This window comes from Glutamicibacter sp. NPDC088483 (genome assembly GCF_044753145.1).
Lineage (GTDB): Bacteria > Actinomycetota > Actinomycetes > Actinomycetales > Micrococcaceae > Glutamicibacter.
The window spans coordinates 185,138-209,100 of the sequence record NZ_JBIVMP010000003.1; the positions used below are offsets into that span (position 1 = coordinate 185,138).

At 61.8% G+C, this 23,963-nt stretch carries 20 protein-coding genes; 10 read left to right on the forward strand and 10 right to left on the reverse strand.

What is annotated here, in order from left to right; all coding sequences use genetic code 11:
* The first annotated feature begins 51 nt into the window (after positions 1-51).
* Positions 52-846, forward strand: coding sequence for an enoyl-CoA hydratase/isomerase family protein (locus ACIP6G_RS07690; protein ID WP_365942747.1), 795 nt, complete (start codon positions 52-54; stop codon positions 844-846).
* 6 nt (positions 847-852) lie between these two features.
* Here ACIP6G_RS07690 and ACIP6G_RS07695 read toward each other — a convergent pair whose 3' ends face one another.
* The gene (locus ACIP6G_RS07695; protein ID WP_365942746.1) at positions 853-2,412 is read right to left on the reverse strand and encodes a long-chain fatty acid--CoA ligase; all 1,560 of its coding nucleotides are present in this window, start codon (positions 2,410-2,412) and stop codon (positions 853-855) included.
* Positions 2,413-2,603: 191 nt separating this feature from the next.
* Here ACIP6G_RS07695 and ACIP6G_RS07700 point away from each other — a divergent pair, with 191 nt between their 5' ends.
* Positions 2,604-3,389, forward strand: coding sequence for a VOC family protein (locus tag ACIP6G_RS07700; protein ID WP_400289431.1), 786 nt, complete (start codon positions 2,604-2,606; stop codon positions 3,387-3,389).
* Positions 3,390-3,457: 68 nt separating this feature from the next.
* Here the strand turns inward: ACIP6G_RS07700 and ACIP6G_RS07705 are convergent, their stop codons facing one another.
* Genes ACIP6G_RS07705 through ACIP6G_RS07735 form a run of 7 tightly spaced genes read right to left on the reverse strand, consistent with a single transcriptional unit; the run spans position 3,458 to position 8,969 of the window.
* Complete coding sequence (locus ACIP6G_RS07705; protein ID WP_133834120.1) at positions 3,458-4,504, reverse strand: LLM class flavin-dependent oxidoreductase; 1,047 nt, start codon at positions 4,502-4,504, stop codon at positions 3,458-3,460.
* A 30-nt stretch (positions 4,505-4,534) separates the two neighbouring features.
* Positions 4,535-4,741 carry a tautomerase family protein gene (locus ACIP6G_RS07710; protein WP_286172207.1) on the reverse strand — a complete coding sequence of 69 codons (207 nt, stop codon included), beginning with the start codon at positions 4,739-4,741 and terminating at the stop codon, positions 4,535-4,537.
* Positions 4,742-4,755: 14 nt separating this feature from the next.
* The gene (locus ACIP6G_RS07715) at positions 4,756-6,240 is read right to left on the reverse strand and encodes an aldehyde dehydrogenase (protein WP_365942744.1); all 1,485 of its coding nucleotides are present in this window, start codon (positions 6,238-6,240) and stop codon (positions 4,756-4,758) included.
* Positions 6,237-6,989 carry an alpha/beta fold hydrolase gene (locus ACIP6G_RS07720; protein WP_365942743.1) on the reverse strand — a complete coding sequence of 251 codons (753 nt, stop codon included), beginning with the start codon at positions 6,987-6,989 and terminating at the stop codon, positions 6,237-6,239. Before ACIP6G_RS07720 ends, ACIP6G_RS07715 begins: the two co-directional genes overlap by 4 nt.
* Positions 6,990-7,023: 34 nt before the next feature.
* The gene (locus ACIP6G_RS07725; RefSeq protein WP_133834116.1) at positions 7,024-7,575 is read right to left on the reverse strand and encodes an amino acid synthesis family protein; all 552 of its coding nucleotides are present in this window, start codon (positions 7,573-7,575) and stop codon (positions 7,024-7,026) included.
* Positions 7,572-8,240: an amino acid synthesis family protein gene (locus ACIP6G_RS07730; protein WP_105656183.1), complete on the reverse strand. Its 669-nt coding sequence runs from the start codon at positions 8,238-8,240 to the stop codon at positions 7,572-7,574. Before ACIP6G_RS07730 ends, ACIP6G_RS07725 begins: the two co-directional genes overlap by 4 nt.
* Before the next feature lie 30 nt (positions 8,241-8,270).
* Positions 8,271-8,969, reverse strand: a complete 699-nt coding sequence (locus ACIP6G_RS07735) for a GntR family transcriptional regulator (protein ID WP_105656184.1) — start codon at positions 8,967-8,969, stop codon at positions 8,271-8,273.
* Positions 8,970-9,097: 128 nt separating this feature from the next.
* Between ACIP6G_RS07735 and ACIP6G_RS07740 the strand changes: the two genes are divergently transcribed.
* From ACIP6G_RS07740 to ACIP6G_RS07765, 6 genes are all read left to right on the forward strand, one after another.
* The gene (locus ACIP6G_RS07740; RefSeq protein WP_365942742.1) at positions 9,098-10,072 is read left to right on the forward strand and encodes a flavin reductase; all 975 of its coding nucleotides are present in this window, start codon (positions 9,098-9,100) and stop codon (positions 10,070-10,072) included.
* Positions 10,073-10,116: 44 nt separating this feature from the next.
* Positions 10,117-11,775, forward strand: a complete 1,659-nt coding sequence (locus tag ACIP6G_RS07745; RefSeq protein ID WP_365942741.1) for a BCCT family transporter — start codon at positions 10,117-10,119, stop codon at positions 11,773-11,775.
* A 170-nt stretch (positions 11,776-11,945) separates the two neighbouring features.
* Complete coding sequence (gene fdhD, locus ACIP6G_RS07750) at positions 11,946-12,773, forward strand: formate dehydrogenase accessory sulfurtransferase FdhD (RefSeq protein WP_105656187.1); 828 nt, start codon at positions 11,946-11,948, stop codon at positions 12,771-12,773.
* Between the two features lie 57 nt (positions 12,774-12,830).
* Positions 12,831-15,152: an FdhF/YdeP family oxidoreductase gene (locus tag ACIP6G_RS07755; protein WP_365942740.1), complete on the forward strand. Its 2,322-nt coding sequence runs from the start codon at positions 12,831-12,833 to the stop codon at positions 15,150-15,152.
* A 158-nt stretch (positions 15,153-15,310) separates the two neighbouring features.
* Positions 15,311-16,792 carry a nucleobase:cation symporter-2 family protein gene (locus tag ACIP6G_RS07760; protein ID WP_105656189.1) on the forward strand — a complete coding sequence of 494 codons (1,482 nt, stop codon included), beginning with the start codon at positions 15,311-15,313 and terminating at the stop codon, positions 16,790-16,792.
* Between the two features lie 195 nt (positions 16,793-16,987).
* A complete protein-coding gene (locus ACIP6G_RS07765) occupies positions 16,988-17,614 on the forward strand; it encodes a hypothetical protein (protein ID WP_365942739.1) in 627 nt (208 codons plus the stop codon).
* 726 nt (positions 17,615-18,340) lie between these two features.
* On the opposite strand, the gene ACIP6G_RS07770 is transcribed toward ACIP6G_RS07765, so the two are convergent.
* Positions 18,341-19,222: an SPFH domain-containing protein gene (locus ACIP6G_RS07770; RefSeq protein ID WP_400289437.1), complete on the reverse strand. Its 882-nt coding sequence runs from the start codon at positions 19,220-19,222 to the stop codon at positions 18,341-18,343.
* 133 nt (positions 19,223-19,355) lie between these two features.
* Between ACIP6G_RS07770 and ACIP6G_RS07775 the strand changes: the two genes are divergently transcribed.
* The gene (locus tag ACIP6G_RS07775; RefSeq protein WP_332595089.1) at positions 19,356-20,345 is read left to right on the forward strand and encodes an aldo/keto reductase; all 990 of its coding nucleotides are present in this window, start codon (positions 19,356-19,358) and stop codon (positions 20,343-20,345) included.
* A 22-nt stretch (positions 20,346-20,367) separates the two neighbouring features.
* On the opposite strand, the gene nirB is transcribed toward ACIP6G_RS07775, so the two are convergent.
* Positions 20,368-22,983, reverse strand: a complete 2,616-nt coding sequence (gene nirB / locus ACIP6G_RS07780) for a nitrite reductase large subunit NirB (protein ID WP_400289439.1) — start codon at positions 22,981-22,983, stop codon at positions 20,368-20,370.
* Positions 22,984-23,341: 358 nt separating this feature from the next.
* On the opposite strand from nirB, the gene nirD reads away from it, so the two are divergent.
* Positions 23,342-23,719: a nitrite reductase small subunit NirD gene (nirD, locus tag ACIP6G_RS07785; RefSeq protein WP_105662151.1), complete on the forward strand. Its 378-nt coding sequence runs from the start codon at positions 23,342-23,344 to the stop codon at positions 23,717-23,719.
* Positions 23,720-23,963 lie beyond the last annotated feature (244 nt).

The following is a 23,963-nucleotide window of genomic DNA, read 5'->3' on the forward strand; positions in this document are numbered from 1 at the left end:
TGCTATTGCCCCTCGAACTTCTGCAGCTTGCACGCGACTGGGAGGAACCTGATGGGCAAGGACAATGAAGCACGGGTCAGCGTAGAAACAGCCGGGTCCACTGCCGTAGTGCTGCTGGATAACCCGGGCCAACTCAACGCGCTCACCAAGGACATGTGCCTGCAGCTGGTGGGCGCCTTTGCCGGCCTTTCGACCAACGACGAGGTCAGTTCCATTGTGGTTCGCGGCGCGGCGGGGAACTTCTGCGCTGGAATTGCCATCGACGAGATGGACCAGGTGCTCTTCGACCGGGACGCGGACGGGGAGCTGATCAACCATTTCGACCTGCTCGACAAGATCATCGTGGGCTGCCCGAAAACCACCATCGCGGTGGTGGAAGGCCATTGCTTTGGCGGGGCCTGGCAGCTGGCCTCGGCCTGCGATATCCAGTTGGCCTCGGATAACGTGCGCCTGGCGATCACCCCAGCAAGAATCGGATTGGTTTTCCCGCGCCCGGGCATCGAACGGCTGGTGCGTACCGTGGGGGAGCACCGGGCCAAGTACCTGCTGTTTTCCGGCGCGGAGATTTCCATTGCCGAGGCGGAACGCTGGGGCATGTTCACCCGGCTGATTGCCCAGGGGCAGCTCGAAGAAGAGCTGGCCGCATTGCTGGGCAAGCTGGCGGCGAACTCGCCGTATTCCATTGCGCGCACCAATGAGGCAATCAACTTGGTGCGCCAGGGAGAAGCCACCGAGGGCTGGTGGGAAGCGATGTGGGAAGAGAACGGGGCGAACGCGGACCTGGCCGAAGGCAGATCCGCGTTCTACTCACGCCGCACACCGGATTACGGTGGACTGCCCCAGTAGTGTTCGCTAGTCCTGCTCGGCAGTGAACTGCGCAACCAGTTCGCGCTTGAGGATCTTCCCGCTGGGACCCAGCGGGAATTCCTGGACGATCTCGATCAGCCGCGGATACTTGTACGCGGCCATCTGCTTGCTGGCCCACACCACCAGCTCCTGCGCGCCCAGCGTGGAGCCGGCCTCCAAGGTCACCGAGGCGGCAATCTCCTGTCCGTGGGTTTCGTGCGGCACCCCGTACACGGCGGCATTGGAAATCTCCGGATGGGAAACCAGTACCTCTTCGATTTCGCGCGGGTACACGTTGTAGCCGTTGCGCAGGATCATGTCCTTGGTCCGGTCCAGGATGCGCAGGTAGCCATCTTCGTCCTTGGTTCCCAGATCCCCGGTGCGGAACCAGCCATCGACCACCGCTTCGGCCGTGGCCTCGGGCCGGTTCAGGTAGCCGGAGAACAAGTTGTGCCCGCGCACCACCAGCTCGCCCAGCTCCCCGCGCGGCAGCAGCCGGATTTCATCGGGGCGGGCAGGGTCGGCGATTTCCACATCCACGCCCCAGACCGGGGTGCCCACGGTCCCGGGCCGCGGGTCGACGCCCACATGGTTGAAGCAAGCCACCGGCGAGGTCTCGGTCAGCCCGTAGCCCTCGTGGATCCGCGCGCCGAAGCGCTGCTCGAAGGCGGTGAGGATGGATACCGGAAGCGAGGCCCCTCCGGAAATGGCGTAGCGCAGTTTTTCCGGCATCCCTTCGCGCTGCTTGCCCGCTTCGAGCAGGGCCACATACATCGTGGGCACCCCGAAGAAGACGTCGATGCCAGCCTCCAGCAACAGTTCCAGGGCCCCTTCGGCGGTGAATTTGGGTAACAGCATGACCTCGGCCCCCACCCGCAGCCCGGTATTGAGCACGCAGGTCTGGCCGAAGGTGTGGAACAGCGGCAACCCGCCGAAGAGCTTGTCGCCGCGGCGCAATTCCATGGTGTTCAGCAACGTGGTGTGGGTCTGCTCGATCAACGCCAGATGCGTGCCCAGCGCACCCTTGGGCTTGCCGGTGGTGCCCGAGGTGTACAGGATCGTGGCCAGGTCTTCGGGGCGGCGCGGCAGGTAGGTGCCAATCGGCGCGGCGTTCCGGGCCAGGTCTTCCAACCGGATGGCGCCCGATTCTTCCGGAGCCAGCACGCTGAGCACCGGCACCCCGGAAGCGGCGGCCCCCGCTGCTCCTTCTGCGAGCAGCGGTGCGGCGCAGATCATCAGCTTGGCTTCGGAATCCTCCAGGATGTAGGAGATCTCGCGCGCCTTGAGCAGCGCGTGGACCGGTACCGCTACGGCGCCCAGGGCCAGAACCGCGTAGTAGGCGCGGGCGAAGTCCGTGACGTTGGGAATGAGCAAGGCCACCCGGTCGCCCGCCTCGATGCCTTGGGCTTGCAGGGCTCCGGCGTATTGCCGGGCCTGCTCCCACAGCTGCTCATAGGTGGTGCTGCGGCCATCGACGGTGATGGCGTTCAGCTCGCCGTAGCGGGCAGCCCCTTCTGCGAGGATGGCCGCCACTGAAACAGTGAGATTGGATGTGGGAACGCTCATGGTGAACTCCTCGGGTCGCCCAGCAGTGCATTGTGTGTTGTGTCACATTAAACCATATTGGAACTGCGGTTCAGTACGAGGTATTGAGTTTCGAAATATCTTGAACAATGGAAAATTTCCGTTGCTGATCTGGGTAAAAAGGACATAGACTCAGCCCAAACGAGCTGGATGAATTGTGGAATGGGGAAGCGATGCCGGCACCAAGGGATCCTCGAGCCGAGCCGTGCTGGGTCGATTTGCTCACCAGCGACATGGAGGGCTCCACGCAGTTCTACGGGCAGCTTTTCGGTTGGGAAGTCCGCCATGACGAGGAAACCCGCGACGAGGGATATGCCGAGGTCTACCTCAACGGGGAAATGGCCACCGGCTTCATTGCCAATGACCCGGATTCCGAGGTGCAAGATGCCTGGACCACCTACCTGAATGTGACCGATGTGCACGCCGCCGCCTATGCCACCAAAATGCACGGCGGCAAGGTCTATCTCAAGCCCATCGACATTCCCGGCCAGGGAACCATGGCCATCATCGGGGACCCAGCGGGAACCGGCGTTGGACTCTTCCAGGCATTCCAATCAGCAGACACAACCGCCAGCCGCGCACCGGGCACCCGCATCTGGAACGAGCTGCACACCAGGCACTTCGAGGCGGTGGCCCGCTTCTACCGTGTAGCACTGGGCTGGTGCCTGTCCCCGGTCTCGGACACGGACGAATTCCGGTACCACACCTACGGCCAAGGTTCCGAGGCGGTGGCCGGAATCTTCGACATCTCCAGCTATCCGGATTCCAAGGCCGGTTGGCGCGCCTACTTCGCGGTGGCGGATGCCGAACAGACCGTGGCGCTCGCCGAGAAGCTCGGCGGCACGATCATCCATGAGCCCCATGATTCCTACTTTGGCCGCATGGCCGTGCTCAGCGACGTCACCGGCGCAGAGTTCGCGATCATCGCTCCGTCGCGCAAACAGGAATCTGAAGCCTGACGGCAAAGGCCGCCGGCACCGAAAAATCGGATGCACGGCGGCCTCGGTTCGGGCTGGTCCTTCGCAGCCTACTTCACAAAATTCGGCACAACTTCGTCAATGAACAACTTCAGCGAGCGTTTCTTTTCCTCGTGGCTCAGGGCGTTGTCGCTCCAGAAGCTGTATTCGCTGACGCCCAGATCTTCGTAGCGGCGCAGGCGCTCAACAACCACGTCCGGCGTGCCGATCATTGCGGTGCGGTGCAGGGACTCAGGCGTGAACTCCTCGCGTTCAGAGAACTTCTCCTCCGGGCTGGGATCGATGAATCCGTTGACCGGCTCCACCTTGTTGCCGAAGACCGCATCGAAGGTGCGGTAGAACTTGTTGATGCCTTCGGCAGCAGGGCGCCAGGCCTCTGGCTCGTTGGCGGAGTGCAGATAAGTGTGGCGAAGCACCATGATGTCAGGGCGCTGTTTCACCTCCGGGTGGGCAGCGATGGCGGCTTCGTACTTCTGGACTAATGATTCGACTTCTTCGTCGCCCTTCATCAGCGGAGTCACCATGACATGGCACCCGTTGGCCACAGCATACTCGTGCGACTCGGGGCTGCGGGCGGCAACCCAGACAGGGATCTGCTTTTGTGTTGGCTTGGGCACCGAGGTGGACGTCGGGAACTGCCAGACTTCACCGTCGTGGGCGTAATCTCCCTCCCACAGCTTCTTGACTGCGGGGATGAGCTCCTGCATGGAGGCACCGCCGTCGGTGGCCTTCATGCCATCGGTCATGCGATCGAATTCGAATTGGTAGGCACCGCGTGCCACGCCTAATTCGGCACGGCCATTGCTGATGACATCGAGCAGCGCGAGTTCGCCGGCTGCTCGGATCGGGTTCCAGAATGGTGCGATGATGGTGCCGGCTCCGAGCCGGATCGTGGAGGTCCGAGCCGCGAGGTAAGCAAGCTGCGGGATCGGGTTCGGGGAGACGGTGTATTCCATCGAGTGGTGTTCGCCGATCCAGACTGTGGAGAAGCCACCGGCTTCGGCCATTTGAGTCAGTTCGACGAGGTTCTCGAAATGCTGTGCGTGGCTGATCGAGTCGTCATAGCGTTCCATGTGGATGAACAGTGAAAAGCGCATATCTGTCCTTCTTTCGTTGCTCTGCTGCCCTTAGGCAGTTGCCTGGGTGCTGTTGCGTTCGGCGATGGTTTGATTGGTCCGGGACCAATGCTCATGATCGACTTCGCGCACGATGACCGTGATGTTTTCGGGGGCCGCATCAACGGTTTCTTCGGCGGCCCGGTGCAAGGCGTCGATCAGGGCGCGCAGCTGCTGGGAACTGCGGCCCTTGGCAATGGATACATCGATCAGTGGCATGGGGCTCCCTTTCCTTAGCCGCGCATCACAAACGGATCTGCGACGGGGGACTCGTCCGTGTTGATCCATACGCTCTTGAGGCGGGTGTATTCGTTCATGGATTCGAGGCCGTGCTCGATGCCGACGCCCGAGTTCTTGAAGCCTTGGCGAGGGGACATCGGGGACATCGCGCGGTAGGTGTTCACCCAGATCGTGCCGGCCTCCAGCCTCCGGGCCATGCGATGGGCGCGGGCAAGGTTCTGCGTCCACACGCCGGCGGCCAGCCCGTACTCGGTGTCATTGGCCATGGACAGCAGCTCGTCTTCGTGCTCGAAGGGCATGATCGCAGCCACCGGGCCGAAGATCTCCTCGCGGACCACGCGCATGTCGTTATTGACGTCGGTGAGCACAGTGGGGGAGAAATAGTAGCCCGGCAGGTCCAGGCCTTCGGGGCGGGTGCCGCCGGCCAGTACTTTGGCGCCCTCGTCTGAGCCGATCTTCACATAGGAAGCGACCTTTTCCAATTGGTCGGCGAACGCCAGCGGGCCTAGCTCGGTGGCATCCAAGAGCGGGTCTCCGATGACAATGGACTTGGCACGTTCGGTAACCCGTTCCAGCAGCTCGTCGTAGACAGACCTGTGGGCGAAGACCCGGCTGCCGGCAATGCAGGTCTGGCCGGCCGCGGCGTAGATGCCGGCGACCACGCCCATAGCCGCGTTGGCGACGTTGGCGTCGTCGAAGACGATGTTGGGGCTCTTGCCACCCAGCTCCAAGGTGCAGCCGATGAAGCGGCCGGCCGCCTCGGCGGCGATCTTCGAGCCGGTGGCCGTAGAACCAGTGAAGGAGATCTTGGCCAGCAGTGGGTGGCTGACTAGCGCCGCGCCGGCCTCGGCCCCGAACCCGGTGACCACGTTGATGACGCCCGGAGGGAATCCGGCCTGCTCAGCCAGCTCAGCCAGCAGCAGCACCGTGCGCGAGGTGTATTCGCTGGGCTTGATCACCACAGTGTTCCCGGCAGCCAGCGCAGGGGCGATCTTCGAAGTGGTCAAAGTCAGAGGCGAGTTCCACGGGGTGATAGCCCCGACCACGCCGAGCGCTTCGCGCTGGGTGTAGTTTAGAATCGCCGGATTCATGCTTGGGATCTGGGAACCCTGCACTTTGTCGGCCAGCCCGGCATAGTAGTAGAGGTACTCCGGCAGGGTGGCCAGCTGGCCCCGCATTTCGCGCAGCAGCTTGCCGTTGTCCAAGGATTCGTAGCGGGCCAACTTCTCGGCATTCTCACCGATTAGATCGCCTAGGCGGCGCAGCAGATGTCCACGGGCGGTGGCGCTCAGGGCGCTCCACGAGGGCGCGGAGAATGCCTTATGGGCGGCTTTGACAGCACGGTCCACATCTTCAGCATTGCCGCGCGCGGCCTCGTAAAGATCTTCGAGGGTTGCCGGGTTGGAGCTGGTGAAGAAACGGTCTTCGCTGGGAGCGATGTGCTCTCCGTTGATGAAATGCATGTAACGCTCGCTCATGCCTGTTTCCCTTCGTTATCGCTGAAAAAACTGTTCAATTCCGCGGCCAAGGCCAGCGGATTCTCGACCGGAAGCATATGCCGTGCTCCGGGGATGATGCGCAGCCGCCCCTGCGGCACAGCGGCAACCAGCCGGCGGGACATTTCCGGGGTCGATCCGGGATCCAGCTCGCCGGTGATGGCCAGTGTCGGCTGCTTGATCGCATCGAGTTCGGCGGCAATCTCCTGGTCACCGCGGGCGAAAACCGCGTAGGCGTGCAGATAGGATTCGAGATCGTTGCCCGTCATAGTTTGGCGCGTAGCCTCGATGAGCTGCGCGTCCACCGTGGTGGCCGCGGCCGGGAACCAGCGTTCGATGGCGCGGTCCACTCCCTGGGAGAAGTTCGTGCCGGCGGTAGCCAGGCGCTCTTCCACCGCGGTCGACTCTTCGGCGGTGCGCCGGCATACGGAGTTCACCGCCGACAAGGTCAGCACGCGCCCGGGAGCGAAGCGCGCAAGGTACTGGGCAACCAAGGCCCCGAGCGAGAATCCCACAAGATGCACAGGCTCGCGAGTTTCCATGCGTTCGAGCACATCGGCGGCCAAGCTCGCCAGATTCTGCTCGCTGCGCAGGGGCGGGCGTAACCCGTGCCCAGGCAGGTCCAGGGCCACTGATTCGTGCGCCAGCTGCTCGCGCAGCGGCTTCCACATGGTCCGGTCCAATCCGACTCCATGCAGGAGGACAACCAATGGCTGCTTCGTGCTTGTCATGCGTGCTTCGCTCCGTTCCGGCTGATGCGCTCTGCTACTGTTCGGTGGACAGCGGGGCCAGGCGTTCCTGCGGCCGGCCACGGGTTGCGCCGGCCAGGGCGATCAGGATTTCGCCAGGATGCGGGGCATCGGCGATCCTGGCCTCGACGCTCTGGTGGTGCGAGCGGATCGTGGCATCGGTGAAATGCTTGAGCGGGATGTCGAACTGCACTCCGGCCTGTCCGCGCTTTTCCACGGCCGGCAGCAAGGTGGTGGCCTTGGCTGCGTCGCGGAAGTGGTTGCCGAATTTCAGGGTGTGGATCAGGGCTGAGCCGTGCTCGACTTCACCGTCAAGGCCGACGATTGCAGCCTTGCCATAGGCCTGGAGCGGGGCGCCCAGCGCTTCGATGACCCGCGGTGCCAGCAGCGCTCCGAGGTCCGAGGCGACCGAGTCGATTCCCGGGTTCAAGTCCTCGACGAATCCTTGCCCTGCCCACGGGTTGTCGAATACGGCGGCGACAATGACCACGCGGGCTACCGGATCCACCGGGCGTCCGCCCTCTGTGGCAATTTCCTCGACGATGGTTACCAGTTTGCGGTAGTTCATAGTTGTATTCCCTTCAGTATTTCGGAAGTGACCGTTCGGTCGGTGGTTCGATCGCCGATGCGTGCATGTGGCCGGGGGCCGCTTGATGCCGCGGCAATGACCGCGATCTCGCCAGCATGCGGGGCATCGGGCAAGGACAGCTCCAGGGTTTGGTAGTGGGTTCGGGTGGCAGCTGCGGTCTTATGCCACATCGGTACTCGCAGGGATTCACCAGGAACGCCGCGGCCGTCGACAAAGCAGATGATCGAGGTGCCGCCGAGGGCTTCGCGCAGCAGGTTGCCGAAGAACGGGGTGTGGATCAGCGCTCCGGCATGCTCCAATTCGCCATCGCTGCCAACCAATGCGGCCTTGCCGAAAGCTTCAACTTGTTCGGCTCCGCCCAGGGCATTGAGCAGGCGATCCGACAGCAGCTTGGCGAGCAATGGGGCGATGGCCTCGGTCCGCTCGGATAAATCTTGCGACGTTCCAGTGCCGAGCCAAGGATTGGGGATGACTGCGGTGGCGGTCGCGCGGGTGATGCTGCCTAATTCGTGGTGGGGAACTTCTTCCACCGTGCACGAGATTTTGCGCAAACCAATGGCCTGGGCCAAATCCTGGTAGTCTTCGAGCGTTGATCGGGTGCTCAAATCAATGAGCTGAGGAGGCTGGGCCAGTGGAGAATTCATCTGGTATTCCTTTGCATGGCTATTTTGGGGCTAACCCGGTTGTTCTTCGTCTTCTTCTTTCATTGCGGCCAGGGCCGCCGACTGGCTTGATGCGGCAACATGCCTGCGCATCACAAGTTCTGCGGCCAACGGATCTTTGGAGCTGATGGCGTCGATGATTGCCTGGTGCTCGTCCTTCGAATTCTGCAAGCGCCCGGGCAAGCTCAGGGTCTGCGAAACGATGCGATGGTAGGCCAGCTGGTTCATCAACAGGTCATAGTGCTCGGTGAGCTTCCTGTTGTCAGCCCCGGCAACCAACGTGCTGTGGAATTCATGGACCAGTTGCGAATAGAGTTCCGCGTCGCCGCGCTCGACGGCCCGTTGGCTGCGTGCAACGTTTTCCTTGAGCTGCTCCAATTCAGGTACGGCTCCACGTCTGGCCAGCAGGCCAGCGGCTAGTCCCTCGAAGGCCTCCTTCAGGGAAAACATCTCGTGAATTTCGCGCTGGGTGGGCTTCCTGACGAATGTTCCAACCCGCGAACGCACCTCAACTAGGCCCTCGCGCTCCAGCTGCTTCAATGCTTCTCGAATTGGAGTACGGCTGACCTCGAAGTCTTGCGCCAGGGCTGTCTCTGCCAATAGATCTCCGGGTTGAACAACTCCAGTGACGATCATTTGACGGAGCCGGCCCAGCAACGGCGTCTCCGGGGTGCTCCTGGTTTTTGATTCCACGCTTGAACTCTCTTGCATACAAGAACTCTATCCACAGATTCTCTTGTATGCAACAGAAATTCAAGGAATTGCCTTGAATCCGCTAAATTTAAGAGAATTTCCTGAAACGTGTTGACTCAGTCACAACCTTTGCTAGCATTTCTTGCATGCAACAAATTGTAAATTCACTCCAGCCTGTCAAAGAATCACTCGTCAACGCCTGGGAAGCGGCATGGGATCGGGGCCAGGTCGATGCACTGGACGAGATCTTCCACGCGGACTTCCGGCGAATCAGCAAGAAATCCAAAAACGTCACCACCATCCGAGAGCTGAAGCAAGAGATTTTGTCCGTGCGGGAGGCCTTCCCTGATCTGGTGACAAAAATCGACCATCTGCTCGTGGATGCGCAGGAGCAGTCCATCGCGATTTTCTGGCACACCACCGGAACGTTCACCAACGATCTGCAGGGTGTGCCGGCCACGGGCAACACCGTGGAAACCCGCGGTTCCAACCTGATGGAAATCCAGGACGGGAAAATCATCTCGGAGCAGGTGACTTGGGACCAGAGCGAGCTGCTCGAAGACGTGGGGGTCCCATCGCTCAAGTCCGCCTTCGAGTCCACGGATGATGGCGTGGTAGTGGACGATTTGAGCGGCGTGCCGAATCTCGATGCGCTCAAGGGGTTCAACCGCCAATTCGTTACCGGCGTGACTGTCGTGACCACCATGGATGAACATGGCAAGCCTCGCGGGCTAGCCGCAAATTCATACGTGTCAGTTTCGCTCGAGCCGCCTCTGGTGCTGGTGTGCGTGCAGAAGACCACCAGCACCTATGCATCGCTGTTCAAGTCCACCCATCTGGGCATCAACATCATGAGCAACGGGCAGCGCGACACCGTGGGCACCTTCGCTTCCAAGGGTGATGACAAGTTCGCCGAGCTCGAATGGCATCAGGGGCCGAACGGCAGCCCGCTGATCGATGGCTCGGCCGCTTCCATCGAAGCAGAAATCAAGGAGCGCTTCCAAGCCAAGACCCATACCGTGTTCATCGCCAAGGTAAAGCATTCCGAAGTCGCCCAGCTTGAGCCGATGGTCTACAAGGCCGGCCGGTTCTACGACGGCGCCGAACTGACCGCGCTATAGCCCGGCGTCGGCAGATTCCTCCAATACAACGAAGTGTGAGAGCCATGAAAACCGAAACCAACGAAAAGCAGGGCAAGGGGCCACGCGGAGGGCCCACGCTCACCGGCGGCAAATTGCGCCGGGCCGCGGACAAGAACGAATCGAAACAGGTCTACAAGCAACTCCAGCGTCCGGGCAGTGTCCTTTTCGTTTCGCTGGCGCTGGTCGTGGTGTTCGTGCTCTGGGCGGCTATTGCACCGGGCCGGCTCAATGAACTGATGTCCGGGGCATCCACCTGGTCAGCGCAGTACATTGGCTGGAGCTACCTGTTGGTGACTCTCGGCTGCATCGTGCTGATGCTGTTCCTGGCCTTTTCGCGCTACGGAGGCATCAGGCTGGGCAAGGACGCGGACCGACCCGAGTTCTCCACATGGGCCTGGATCGCGATGATTCTCGGTGCCGTGATGGGCATCGGGTTGATCAGCTATGGCGCGGCCGAACCCATGAGCCACTTCATGGTCCCTCCGCACGGACGGGCGGAGCCGGAAAGCATGGATGCAGCAGTGCTGGCCTTGCAGTTCTCGTACTTCGACTGGGGTCCGAACGCCTGGGCCTTGTTCGGCGTGTTCGGCCTGGCCATTGCCTACTCGACGCACCGCCGGGGCAACTCGGGACTCGTCTCGGTGATGCTCAGGCCAGTTCTTGGAAAATCCATGGACGGATGGCTCGGGAAGACCATTGACGTGTTCACCGTGCTGGCCACCCTCTTCGGCACGACCACTTCCCTGGGCTTGGGCGCTTCGCAAATCGCCGAGGGGCTGAACAGCCTGTTCGGGATTCCCACGGATCTGTTCGTCAAGATCGTGATCATTGCAGGCGTTACCATCGTATTCACTCTCTCGGCGCTTTCCGGCGTTGGCAAGGGCATCAAATGGCTCAGCCAGGGCACCATGATCGGTGCCGCCGCCATCGGGGTTTTCGTCCTGGTTTCCGGTCCCACCGGATTTATTTCCAACATCTATTTCCGTTCCATGGGGCAGTTCCTGGGCGAGTTCCCGGCCGTGGCGCTGCTGACTCCCTCTGGAGCCGAAGACTTGCAGTGGATGCAATGGTGGACGTACTTCATGATGGCCTGGTGGTTGAGCTGGGGCGCCTTCGTCGGCATCTTCCTGGCGCGGATTTCCAAGGGCCGGACCATTCGCGAATTCGTTCTTGCGGTGATGGGTGTCCCGTCTCTGGTCTTCAGCATCTGGTTCAGCATTTTCGGTGGCACCTCGATCCACCAGGAGATGACCGGCAGCTCTGGGATCGGCCAGGCAACGTTGGAAGACACCAACAGCACCTTCTTCGCGATGCTGGCCGAACTGCCGATACCGGAAGTGACCTCGGCATTCACAGTAATTCTCGTGGTGCTGTTCTTCATTACCGGCGCGGATTCCAATACCTATGTTCTGGGCACGCTGACCTCCGGCGGAAATATGTACCCCAAGAGGCCGGTCCTAGTGGTCTGGGGACTTCTCACCGGCGTCTGCGCGATCGTGTTGCTGCTGGTGGGCGGGCTCGAGGCCCTGCAACAGGCAGCCATCCTCTCGGCGGTGCCGTTCACGGTGATTGTGACGCTGCTGGGGATGTCGCTTATGAGGGAGCTGCGCTGCGACACGCGCCTGCAGGCACCTTTGCTGGAAGCTGCAGCGCCGAGTGGAGACGGCAACGAAGCAGGCTAGGCAGCACCGCGAAATAGTTGGGCCCAGCGAATTGCGGCCCCGGTGGAGCCTTGGATTTGCCTCAATCCAGCATGGGGGTTGGCCGAGCCGGGGTCTGTAAACGTAGAGTGTCCTCTAGCAGTATGCGGCAAGCGGCGGAAGCCGCAAGATGTAGCACAAGGAGCGTTTAAATGGGTCGCAAGATCGTGCGCCGCCGCGTGGTCAGGGCAACGCTGGAGGGCTCCCGCGTCCGCGAGGAGAAGCTGGCTGGCGAGGAGCCGCTGGAGATCCGCTTCGGCCATACCTCCTACACCACCTCCATGCGCACCCCGGGCGACGACTTCGACATGGTCACCGGATTCCTGGTGGGCGAGGGAATCATTTCCGCGCCCGAGCATCTGGCCTCCCTGCGCTACTGCGCCGGCACCGATGAAGCAGGCAACCAGACCTATAACGTCATCGAGGTGCAGCTGGGCGCGGGGGCGAAGCATCCTGATCTCCTGGCTGCCCGCAATGTGGTCACCAGTTCAGCCTGCGGGATCTGCGGCACCAACTCCATTGACGAAGTGCGCAAGAAAGCCGCCTTCGCACCCTCCCCTGAATCGGGGCGGGTTGGGCTGGAAACGCTGCTGGGCCTGCCTGACACCTTGCGCGAATCGCAGCAGCTGTTCTCCGCTACCGGGGGAGTGCACGCGGCCGGGTTGTTCTCCACCGCCGGGGAATTGCTGATCCTGCGCGAAGACGTCGGGCGTCATAATGCGGTGGACAAGGTCATCGGAGCGGCCCTGCGCGACGGGTTGCTGCCGCTGGGCGACACCGTCCTGCAGGTCTCCGGACGCGCCTCCTTCGAGCTGGTGCAGAAGGCCGCGATGGCTGGAATTCCGGTGCTCGCAGCGGTCAGTGCGCCCTCGTCGCTGGCCGCTGACCTGGCCGAGGAATCGGGTCTGACGCTGGCCGCTTTTTCCCGCAGGCACAGCGTGAACATTTATACACATGCGGATCGGGTGATCAGGGCGTAGCCTTGTAATATGTGAGCTGGATATCAGTACCGGCCGCGCTACCAATAGGAGGGTCTCATGCATCGTTCGGCACCCAAAAAGGACATCAACGAAGATGAACTGAAGGTCAGCGAACCCAAGCACGCCGCCGCCGGCCTCAAGGCCGTGATGGTATCCATGGAGCGCGGCTTCGCCGAAGCCGGCCCGTCGCGTACGCTGCGTTCGATGCTGCGCGTCAACCAGCACGACGGCTTCGACTGCCCGGGCTGCGCGTGGCCTGAATCCATCACCGGCAAGCGCAAGCCCGCCGAGTTCTGCGAGAACGGCGCCAAGGCCATCGCCGAGGAAGCCAGCGCCCGCACCGTCACCCCGGAGTGGTTTGCGCAGCACTCCATCGAGGACCTGCGCGACAAGACCGAATACTGGCTGGGCTCGCAGGGCCGGATCACCGCTCCGATGATCATTCGCGAGGGGGAGACCCATTACTCCCCGATCAGCTGGGCGCAGGCCTTCTCGACCATCGCCGAGCACGTGAACGCGACCACCCCGGACAAGTGCGTGTTCTACACCTCCGGGCGCACCGCGAACGAGACCGCGTTCATGTATCAGCTGCTCGCCCGCTCGCTGGGCACCAACAACCTGCCCGACTGCTCGAACATGTGCCACGAATCCTCGGGCAGCGCGCTGAACCCGACCATCGGCATCGGCAAGGGCACCGTGTCATTGGAAGACTTCGATCATGCGGACCTGATCTTCGTGGTGGGCCAGAACCCCGGCACCAACCATCCGCGCATGCTCTCCGCGCTGGCCGATGCGCGCAAGCGCGGCGCCCGCATCGTTGCCGTGAACCCGCTGCCGGAGGCAGGCTTCTTCGGGTTCAAGGACCCGCAGACCGTGGGCGGCATGCTGGGCAAGGCCGACCCGATTTCCAGCGACTTCCTGCAGATCAAGGTCGGCGGCGACCTGGCCCTGTTCCAGGCCTTCGGCCACCTGCTGCTCGAAGAAGAGAAGAAGCATCCGGGCACCGTGGTGGACCACGAGTTCATCGCCGGGGTCACCGACGGGTTCGAGGCCTACCAAGCCGCGCGCGCCACCTTGGATTGGGAAGCTACCGAGGAAGCCACCGGCCTGACCCGCACCCAGATCACCGAGATCGCGATGCTGCTGGCCAAGTCCAAGGCCACCATCATCTGCTGGGCGCTGGGCTTGACCCAGCAGCCGCACTCGGTGCCGACGCTGAAGGAAATCATCAACCTGCTGCTTTTGCAGGGCAACTTCGGCAAGCCAGGCGCTGGCGCCTGCCCGGTGCGCGGGCACTCCAATGTGCAGGGCGATCGCACCATGGGCATCTGGGAGAAGCCCGGCGAGCAGCTGCTCGAAGCGCTGGATGCCGAATTCGGCATCGAATCTCCGCGCGCCCACGGCTACGATTCCACCGAGGCCCTGCATGCCTTCGAGAAGGACGAAGTGGACGTGTTCGTCTCCATGGGCGGCAACTTCGCCCTGGCCAACTCGGACACCGAAGCGCTGGAGGCGGGCATGCAGCGTGCCAAGCTGACCGTGCACATCTCCACCAAGCCCAACCGCTCGCATGTGGTGCACGGCAAGACCTCGCTGATCCTGCCGACCCTGGGCCGCACCGACAAGGACGACAAGCACCCCACCGGTGCGCAGTTCCTTTCGGTGGAGGACTCCATGTCGGTGATCAAGTCCACCCGCGGCCGGCTCACCCCGGTCTCCGAGCACCTGCTGGCCGAGCCGGTCATCGTTGCCCGCATGGCCCAGGCCATCCTGGGCGATGGGCACCCGGTCAACTGGCGTGCCATGGCCGAGGACTACGACGTGATCCGCGACCACATCGAGAAGGTGCTGCCCGGCTTCGAGGACTTCAACACCCGGGTGCGGGAGAAGAACGGCTTCGTGCTGCCCAATCCGCCGCGCGATACCCGCTCCTTCGCCACGGACATCGGCAAAGGCCGCTTCACCGTGTCGGACTTCGAGGCGCTGGAAGCTCCCGAAGGCCACCTGATCCTGCAGACCATGCGCAGCCACGACCAGTACAACACCACCTTCTACGGGCTCGATGACCGCTACCGCGGGATCAAGGACGGCCGCCGGGTCATCCTGATCAACCCGGAGGACCTGGCCGAGACCGGGTACAGCGACCGGGACCTGGTGGACGTGATCTCCACCTTCGCCGGCTCCGAGCGCCGTGCCAACCGTTTCCGCCTGGTGTCCTACCCGACGGCCAAGGGCTGCGTGGCGGCCTACTACCCGGAGGCCAACGCGCTGGTACACCGCGATCTGGTGGCCCGCGAGTCCAATACGCCGGGTTTCAAGGCGATGATGGTGCGTTTCGTCGAGCACACCCAGCAGCCCGGACGCACGCTGGATAGCTGACCTGGAGCAGTGCTAAGCGCTTGACGTAATGCACCTCGCAGCCATTTGCGCTTCACCAGCTGTCAACCTGACAGGCTTGTGCGGGAGAATTGACGGCGGGGCGCATCCCGAACGCATGGGGTGCGCCAATCCGCAGTCCACCGAAGAGGAAATTCCCCATGAGTGCTGCCCGCAGCCAATCCGCTGAGAGCATCAGACCCGAAGACGAACGCCTGCCCGCGCCGAAAACCGTGGCCTACGGTTTCCAGCATGTGCTGACCATGTACGGCGGCATCATCGCTCCGCCGCTGGTGATGGGCGGGGCTGCGGGAATGGACACGGCCGAAATGGGCGTGCTCGTCGCCAGCTGCCTGTTCATCGGCGGCCTGGCCACCATCCTGCAAACCCTGGGCGTGCCATTCTTCGGCGCCCAGCTGCCGCTGGTCCAGGGCACGTCCTTCTCCGGGGTGGCCACCATGATCGCCATCCTCAACGGCGGGGGAGGCATGCCGGCAGTCTTCGGCGCGGTGCTCGCCTCGGGCGCCATAGGCATCGTCATTGCCCCGTTCTTCGCCAAGCTGCTGCGCTTCTTCCCGCCGGTGGTCACCGGCGTGGTGATTACGATTATCGGCGTCTCGCTCTTCCCGGTCACCGCCGACTGGGCCATGGGCGGGGCGGGCGCAGGGGATTCCTATGGCTCGATCAAGAACATCGCCCTGGCCGCCATTACCCTGCTGATCCTGCTGGCGCTGTCCAAGTCCGGCATCCCTGCGCTCTCGCGGCTGTCCATCCTGCTGTCCATTGCGCTGGGCACCTTGGTGGCAGTGTTCATGGGCATGGCCGATTTCTCGCAGGTGCTCACCGGCGACATTTTCGCGGTTCCCACTCCGTTCGCCTTCGGCGCCCCGGTCTTCGAGATCGGCGCCATCATCTCGATGATGATCGTCATCCTGGTGACCTATACCGAAACCACCGCAGACATGCTCGCCGTGGCCGAGGTGACCGGATCCAAGGTGGATTCGCGGCGCATCGCCAACGGCCTTCGCGCCGACATGCTCTCCTCCACCGTCGCCCCGATCTTCAACACCTTCACCCAGTCGGCCTTCGCGCAGAACGTCGGGCTGGTGGCCATTACCGGTGTGAAGAGCCGCTTCGTGGTGGCCGCCGGTGGCGGCATCCTGGTGGTCCTCGGCCTGCTGCCAGTGCTTGGCCGCGTGGTCGCCTCCATCCCCTCCCCGGTACTGGGCGGCGCCGGCGTGGTGCTGTTCGGCTCGGTAGCGGCCGCAGGCATCCGCACCTTGGCCAAGGCCAAGGATGACAACATGAACATGCTGATCATCGCGACCTCGCTGGCCTTCGGCTGCATTCCCATGGTCAAGCCCGACTTCTACGCCGAATTTCCTGCCTGGGTTGGCACCATCTTCCAGTCCAGCATCTCCTCGGCCACCATCATGGCGGTGCTGCTGAACATCATCTTCAACGAGCTGAACTGGGGCAAGAAGGAAACGTCGCTGCGCACCGTCTACAAGTACCAGCTGGCCGGCCTTGAAGACGGCGACCGCCTGATCGATGGCAAGCTGTACGACTCGAAGGGCCTGGAAATCCAGGTCATCTCGGAGCAGCCAGGCCACGCCGGTGACCGTCCGATGCCGCAGGGCTAGCTCCGCGGAAGTATTCGTCTACCGAGCCCAATCTGAATCGAGGATTGAGCGCATGGCCGTTCATCTTGACCTTGAGTATGAACAGTTTTCAAGCCGTTCATCGGTCGGATTCTGGTAGATTCTGAGGGTTTCAGACGCGTTGGCGCTCGCCTAGAATGTGGGATATTTCAGCCACGTTTAAAATTCGACAAGAACATGACTTTAATCAAAGATAAATCGCGTGCGGTCATCGCGATTGGCCGGCGCAGAATCCCGGTAGCATTAGCTCAAATGATGATACGTAAGATCTATTCAGGTTGTCTTGCTTTAGCAACTATTTGTGCCCTTTCCGCTTGCGGCGGGGTTCAAGCCACGCAGACTGGGGCATTGGACCTAGGCGCTCCTGAAGGCGACGTCGAAAACACTTTGTGCGGAATATTTCACGAGCAGAACTTCGTCGGGGATGTAGCATCCAGCACCTCAGGGGATCCGCTATGGATCACCGACGTGCAAGCTGTAGAGGCCACGGGCTGGGAATCAAAGCGATCCGTGGCAGCACTGCTACCCGAAGGTGAGACTAGCTTGTTGGCGTGGACTAATGAGAGCCTCAAAGAGGCAGAATTCAAAGAAATCGCTGAGAGATTAGCACCTTTAGAAAGTCCCATCGAAGTCCCTGCCGGGGAAAATGTGCAGGTAGGTCTCGAGGGTGCCGTGAAGAATGGTGTGGAAAACGCTGAAGTTTCACAGCTTCGGGTCATCTATAAGACAGATTTGAAATCGTCGAAAAGCTTTTCTGCTGTCGGAAATATCCGCTACGAATGGCGAGCTCAAAGCTGCGAGTGACCGTTGTGTGACCAAGGTTTCTTGGGCCATCACGTGGTTGAGAACAACAGAATCCCCCAGCCAATACGGTTAGGGGTTCTGTTGCTCCTATTGGAAGCTGACTAGATCAGTGCAGTATTTGTGTAGTCAAATTCGAAGCGCGCCCGCACGCTTATTGACCTTTCAGTTTCAGATGCGAACACATAGGAGTCACGCCGATTTTCGGCGTCGTAGAAACTTGGCGCTGGGGCGTGCTCAAATTCATTGACCTCATCGGCTGCCACCTGCTCCGGCGTGCGGAGAGCAGGTCTTCCTCCAGATCAAATACTGTGTTCTCCTATGGTGCAGTCTTGATGATCCCTTTCAGCGCTTTCACTCGAGATGGATCTGAACCATGCCTGCACTCGCGCGAAGCCAGTCAGATGAACTGTGTAGGACTTCCAACCAATTGATAGAAAGAGACTCGGAAAAACACGACATGACCTTCTAAGACGAGCCGGCTGAACAGCCAGTGGAAAACGCCTCAGACATCGCCGACAGGTTCGCGGCTTGAGAGTATTTAGGGATCATCAACGACTCTGTTTCAGAAACTTGACCCGCTCATCTCATTAGCAAGTAGCGATTCATAAAACTTTTCCCCACGAGTCACCCCGTAAACACCAGCGCAACGAAGTTCATTAGTGCAGGTCCAAAGTTAAGCTAGTCATCGCCCCTGTCCTGTGGACGGGGGCGATGACCAAAGGGGGACTATTTGCTGTCTTTGTCGCCAGTCATCGTAATGGGCTGGACCCCGGAATTCGGGAAGCAGCCGATAGGGCTCTGGCCGGACTCCGCGACAATGTCCAGGCACTTGGACGTCAAGGTTTCTGGGGTCAGCGAGCGTTCCAGGATCTTGTTGGCTTCTGCTTCAGCGGTGCTGGTCTGCTTGCGTTGCTGGGCCACGCGGGTCTTGGCGGTTTCCGCCTGCAGCTCGTTGATGCGGTTCTGCGTCGGCTCGTCGAAGTTGATGATCGGCAAGGTAACCGAGCGGATCTCGATCTGGGTCTTGACCTTGGCCTGCATCTTTTCCTGGACAGACTTCGCCAGGCCTTCCAGGTCCTGGCCGCCGCTGGCCGGTTCGCCGTATTCCAGCGGATCATAGGTGGCCATGACCTCGTTCAAAGCGGCGCGGAAGTTGCGGTCGACGAGGTTGGACTGGATGCCCTCGAAGGTGCGGTAATCCAGGAACACGTCCATTGCATCGTCGGTCTTCAGCTGCCACTGGATCGAGGCGTCAACGTCGGCTCGGCCGTTGTTGCCCAGGCGAACCGGGATGGCGCTGCTGGCGGAGTAGACGTCGTTCTGCACCGAGCCATCCAGCTTCTCGACCTTTTCCCATGGCCACTTCAGGTGGAAGCCGTTGCTCACCACGGAGGTCGGCTTGCCCAGCGCGACCTTCACGCCTACAGTGCGTGGCTGCACGATGGTGGTGGACATGATGGCCAGCACGATCAGCGAGACGATGAAGATGCTGATTCCGGTGAAGCGCGTGGAAGAGCGGTTCTTGTTTTCTGGCTTCATGGATTTGCTGGCAAGCATGACGAGCAATCCTACGACGGCGCAAATGACCGCAAGAATAGTGGGGAACATGATCTCCTCGATGGTGTGACGGTAATTTATATTCTATCGTTTAGATAATTGAGAACAAATTCAGACACCGCAACACAGCAGAATGATCTGCCATCGACCGGAAATAGGCACTTCGGGCACTAGACTCGGAGGCATGCAAAAACGAGAACTTGGACGTACCCACCGCAACGTGTCGGCCATTGGCCTGGGCACCTGGCAACTAGGCGCTGACTGGGGCTCGGTAGACGAGACCGACGCTCTAGCCGTACTCGATGCCGCCTACGAAGCCGGGGTGAACTTCTTCGACACCGCCGATGTCTACGGCGATGGCCGCAGCGAGCAGCTGATCGGCACTTGGCTGAAGGCCAACCCGGATGCCGGGGTCACCGTGGCCACCAAAATGGGCCGCCGTGTCGAGCAGCTGCCGGAGAACTACAACCTGGATGCCTTCCGCGCGTGGAATGACCGCTCCCGCAAGAACCTGGGCGTGGACACCCTGGACCTGGTCCAGCTGCACTGCCCGCCAACCCCTGTGTACTCCACCGATGCGATCTACGATGCGCTGGACACCATGGTGGATGAAGGCCGGATGGCCAACTACGGCGTTTCGGTGGAAACCGTGGACGAGGCGCTGGCGGCTATTGCCCGCCCGAACATTGCCACCGTGCAGATCATCATCAACGCCTTCCGCCACAAGCCGCTGGAAACCGTGCTTCCGGCAGCCCGAGAGGCAGGGGTGGGGATCATCGCCCGGGTGCCGCTGGCCAGCGGATTGCTGACCAACCGCTACACCCTGCAGACCGAGTTCGCCAAGGATGACCACCGCAACTTCAACCGCGATGGCTCCTCCTTCGACGTGGGGGAGACCTTTTCCGGCGTGGACTACGCCACCGGTCTTCAAGCCGCTGGCGAGTTCGCCAAGCTGGCTGCCGCCGAGGCGCCCGAAGCCACCAGTGCCCAGGTGGCTTTGGCTTGGCTGGCCGCCCAGGACGGGGTGAGCACCATCATCCCCGGAGCCCGCAATGCGCAGCAGGCCCGCGCCAACGCGGCAGCCGGTTCGCTGCAGATTTCCGAGGGATTCAACGCCTCGGTCCGCGATCTCTACGACGCCAAGCTGCGCGAACAGATCCACCCGCGCTGGTAGCAGCACGGGTGGGATGCCGTTCCTAGCCTTGCGGCGCCCCGACCGGGATGCTGGCACCTAGTGCCACCGGCTCGGCGGGGCGCTGCTGTCCCCGCTCGGAAACATATTCCAGCTCGGTATCCGGTGCGGCGGTGTTCACGAAGGAACGGAAGCGCTTGAGCTTCACCGGGTCGGCCAAGGTAGCGGCCCACTCGTCCTCGTAGTTGGCCACGTGGGTTTCCATGGCCGCTTCCAACTCTTCGGCCAGGCCCAGCGAATCCTCGATCACCACCTGCTTGGCCCGTTCCAATCCGCCATCCAGGTCCTGCAGCCAATGCGCGGTGCGCTGCAGCTTGTCCGCGGTGCGGATGTAGTACATCAGGTAGCGGTCGATGTATTTGAACAGCGTTTGATCATCCAGCCCGCCGGCCAGCAGTTGGGCATGGGCCGGGTTGGCGCCGCCGTTGCCGCCCACATACAGGTTCCAGCCATCGGTGGTGGCGATCACGCCGATGTCCTTGGCCCGGGCTTCGGCGCACTCGCGGGCACAGCCCGAAACGCCCATCTTCAGCTTGTGCGGTGCGCGCAGGCCACGGTAGCGCAGCTCCATTTCGATGCCCAGCGCGGTGGAATCGAGCATGCCGTATCGGCACCAGGATGAACCGACGCAGGTCTTCACATTGCGCAGCGACTTGCCGTAGGCCTGGCCCGATTCGAAGCCGGCGTCCACCAGCTCACGCCAGATCTCGGGCAGCTGCTCCAAGCGGGCGCCGAACATGTCGATGCGCAGGCCGCCGGTGAGCTTGGTGTACAGGCCGTATTTCTGCGCCACCGCGGCAATCACGCCGAGCTTCTCGGGGGTGATCTCCCCGCCCGGGATGCGCGGCACCACCGAATAGGTGCCGTCCTTCTGCATATTGGCCAGCACGCGGTCGTTGGTGTCCTGGGCGCCGGCAAGACCTGCATCCATCGGGTGGGCGCTGGTCTGCGAGGAGAGGATATTGGCGATCACCGGCTTGCAGATATCGCAGCCCTGGCCGGTGCCGAAGCGTTCCATCACCTCGCCGAAGGCCTGCAACCCGGCCACGCGGATGGCTTCGTAGAGCTCCGGACGGGAGAAGGAAATATGCTCGCACAGGGCGGTGGAAACTTCCGCGCCGTCCTTGAGCATCTGCGCTTCCATGAGCTTCTTGAGCATCGGCACGCAGGACCCGCACTGGGTGCCGGCACGGGTGCACCCCTTCAGCCCGGAGACGGTGGTGACCGGCGCTTCGCCCTCGAAGCAGCCGCAACCCGAGACGGCATCGCGGATGGTGCCGGCGGTGACCGAATTGCAGGAGCACAGCACCGCATCATCGGGCAGTTCGCCTTCTGGCGCCTCGCCGCCCAGGGCGCTGAGGTACGCTCCCGGCTCGCCGGGCAGTTCCCGGCCGAGCAGCGGGCGCAACGACTGGTACGGGGTGGCATCGCCAACGAAAATGCCGCCGAGCAGTGTCTTGGCATCGGAGGAAACCACGAGCTTCTGGTACAGGCCACGCGGGGCATCGGCATAGACCACTTCCAGCGCCCCCTCGGCGCGGGCGAAGCCATCGCCGAAGCTGGCCACGTCCACACCGGAGAGCTTGAGCTTGGTGGCGGTGTCGAAGCCGGCGAATTCGGCTTCGCCCCCGGCCAGCTGTTCGGCCACGATTTCCGCCATGGCGTTGGCCGGAGCGACCAGGCCGATGCAGAAACCGTCGTAGTTCGCGACCTCGCCGATAGCCCAGATGTGCTCGATATCGGTGGCGCAATGCGCGTCGATGACCACGCCGCCGCGGGGGCCCATGCCGAAACGGGGTGCCGGGCTGCCTGCTTCGTCAAGGGCCGCGTTGTAATTGCGGATCAGCTCATCGCGGGGACGAACACCGATCGAAACGACCACCATATCCGCATCGATGGTGCGTTCATCAGCCATCAGCACGCCGGTGACAGCCGTGCTGCCAGACTCCTGGCTGGTCAGGATTTCTTGCGGGAAAACGCCGTTGTGGACGGTGAATCCGGTTTGCTCGATGAGCCGGCCCATGGCCTGGCCAGCGCCTTCATCCAGCTGGGTGCCCATCAGCCATTTGCCGCCATCAATGACTACTGCCTCCGCACCCAGTGCTTGGGCACCCGCGGCAGCTTCCAAACCGAGCAGCCCGCCACCGATGGTAGCTACCACCGGGGTGCGGCCCAGGGAAGCTGAAAGTTCCTTGACCTTCTGCGCGATGGACCAGACATCTTCCAGCGTGCGGTACACAAAGGTGTGCTCGTTGCCGGCAATGGGCAACGTGGCCGCGTTGGAACCGGTGGCCAGCACCAATTCGTCGTAGCTGAAGATGCGTCCGTCTTCCGTGGTGACCGTGCGCTTGGTGCTGTCGATAGCGATGGCCTTGGCGTTGGTTTCCAAGGTGACATGCTCGGCTTCCCAGAGCTTCGGATCGCCGAGGGTGAGATCGACTCCGGGGTTGGTTAACGCCTGGGAGAGCGCCACGCGATCATAGGGAAGGTGGGTTTCTTCGGTCAATACCGTGATGCTCAGATCCTGCGGTGCGCGGCTGGCCAGGGCTTCGGTGAAGCGGTGGGCTGCGGGACCGCCGCCGATAACCAGGATGTGGCGTGCATTGTGTGGAGTACCCATGATCAATTTCGACTTTCGCTGGGAAACGGTGAGTTTCAGGCTGATGAGTCCACTGTAGAAAGCATGCTTTGCGCCGCAATTACCCTTGTGTTTCGGCCGGAGCAATTCTCTCCACCATCAGACGAAAGCCGGGTGAAGCGGCTGAAACATATTCGAATCATTCGCAATGGGCAATCGCTGTGCAAAGGGAAAAGGACAGGATAAACCAGCGGATTTCCGGGAGAATCCAGGATTCACGGTGCCCATTTTTGCTGTTAGGCATGCTTTACGGACTGGCAACGGCTGGAAGCATCGGGCGAAACATGCGGCTTCTAAGCTCGGTATGTCAGCAGATGCCAACCACGAAGGGCTTACGTTCATGAGCACGCAAATTGCAGAAGACACCCGTGAAGCTACTTTGAGCTTGGCTCCGCTTTGCCGCAGTGCAGAGCTGGAGCGTGGGTGGGGAGAAGCGCTGTGGCTTGAGGCCACACAGCTGGCCCTGTTCCGTACCGAAGAAGATGCCTTCTACGCAACCTCGCATCACTGCCCGAACAGCGGCGCGAAGGTCATGGCCCGCGGCATTCTGGGCGACACCATGGTCGAAGGAACCAGCGTGGCCACCGTTGCCTGCCCGCTGCACAAGGAAGTGTACCGACTGGATACCGGCGAATGCCTGAACGCCGATTCGCTGCCGCTGCCAGTGCAGCGGCTCATGGAAATCGAGGGACAGCTATGGATGGAGCAGAGCAAATGAGTATCAAATCAGATCGCAGCCTGAACGTAGAGCATTCGGCCTGGCAAGGCTGGTACGAACTGAACGACGAGACGGATTCGCTTGCAACCAATTAGCTCCGGCTATCGCGTTTTCCAGCGGTGGCGTGCAAGAATAAGGCAACTCGCATCATCATCCAAACGCAGGGACGAAAGCTCATGGCTTTCGTCCCTGCGTCTTTGCGTTCCGGCCGGACATAGGCAAAGGCGGCCAGCTCGCTGGGAGC

What these genes read in the sequence shown, in the direction of transcription:
- fdhD (WP_105656187.1), top strand. Translation starts at nt 11,946, where the DNA reads ATGGGTCGCAAGATCGTGCGCCGCCGCGTGGTCAGGGCAACGCTGGAG.
- ACIP6G_RS07695 (WP_365942746.1), bottom strand. Translation starts at nt 2,412, where the DNA reads ATGAGCGTTCCCACATCCAATCTCACTGTTTCAGTGGCGGCCATCCTC.
- ACIP6G_RS07775 (WP_332595089.1), top strand. Translation starts at nt 19,356, where the DNA reads ATGCAAAAACGAGAACTTGGACGTACCCACCGCAACGTGTCGGCCATT.
- ACIP6G_RS07755 (WP_365942740.1), top strand. Translation starts at nt 12,831, where the DNA reads ATGCATCGTTCGGCACCCAAAAAGGACATCAACGAAGATGAACTGAAG.
- ACIP6G_RS07710 (WP_286172207.1), bottom strand. Translation starts at nt 4,741, where the DNA reads ATGCCACTGATCGATGTATCCATTGCCAAGGGCCGCAGTTCCCAGCAG.
- ACIP6G_RS07705 (WP_133834120.1), bottom strand. Translation starts at nt 4,504, where the DNA reads ATGCGCTTTTCACTGTTCATCCACATGGAACGCTATGACGACTCGATC.
- ACIP6G_RS07690 (WP_365942747.1), top strand. Translation starts at nt 52, where the DNA reads ATGGGCAAGGACAATGAAGCACGGGTCAGCGTAGAAACAGCCGGGTCC.
- ACIP6G_RS07765 (WP_365942739.1), top strand. Translation starts at nt 16,988, where the DNA reads ATGACTTTAATCAAAGATAAATCGCGTGCGGTCATCGCGATTGGCCGG.
- ACIP6G_RS07730 (WP_105656183.1), bottom strand. Translation starts at nt 8,240, where the DNA reads ATGAATTCTCCACTGGCCCAGCCTCCTCAGCTCATTGATTTGAGCACC.
- nirD (WP_105662151.1), top strand. Translation starts at nt 23,342, where the DNA reads ATGAGCACGCAAATTGCAGAAGACACCCGTGAAGCTACTTTGAGCTTG.
- ACIP6G_RS07760 (WP_105656189.1), top strand. Translation starts at nt 15,311, where the DNA reads ATGAGTGCTGCCCGCAGCCAATCCGCTGAGAGCATCAGACCCGAAGAC.
- ACIP6G_RS07735 (WP_105656184.1), bottom strand. Translation starts at nt 8,969, where the DNA reads ATGCAAGAGAGTTCAAGCGTGGAATCAAAAACCAGGAGCACCCCGGAG.
- ACIP6G_RS07740 (WP_365942742.1), top strand. Translation starts at nt 9,098, where the DNA reads ATGCAACAAATTGTAAATTCACTCCAGCCTGTCAAAGAATCACTCGTC.
- ACIP6G_RS07700 (WP_400289431.1), top strand. Translation starts at nt 2,604, where the DNA reads ATGCCGGCACCAAGGGATCCTCGAGCCGAGCCGTGCTGGGTCGATTTG.
- nirB (WP_400289439.1), bottom strand. Translation starts at nt 22,983, where the DNA reads ATGGGTACTCCACACAATGCACGCCACATCCTGGTTATCGGCGGCGGT.
- ACIP6G_RS07720 (WP_365942743.1), bottom strand. Translation starts at nt 6,989, where the DNA reads ATGACAAGCACGAAGCAGCCATTGGTTGTCCTCCTGCATGGAGTCGGA.
- ACIP6G_RS07745 (WP_365942741.1), top strand. Translation starts at nt 10,117, where the DNA reads ATGAAAACCGAAACCAACGAAAAGCAGGGCAAGGGGCCACGCGGAGGG.
- ACIP6G_RS07770 (WP_400289437.1), bottom strand. Translation starts at nt 19,222, where the DNA reads ATGTTCCCCACTATTCTTGCGGTCATTTGCGCCGTCGTAGGATTGCTC.
- ACIP6G_RS07725 (WP_133834116.1), bottom strand. Translation starts at nt 7,575, where the DNA reads ATGAACTACCGCAAACTGGTAACCATCGTCGAGGAAATTGCCACAGAG.
- ACIP6G_RS07715 (WP_365942744.1), bottom strand. Translation starts at nt 6,240, where the DNA reads ATGAGCGAGCGTTACATGCATTTCATCAACGGAGAGCACATCGCTCCC.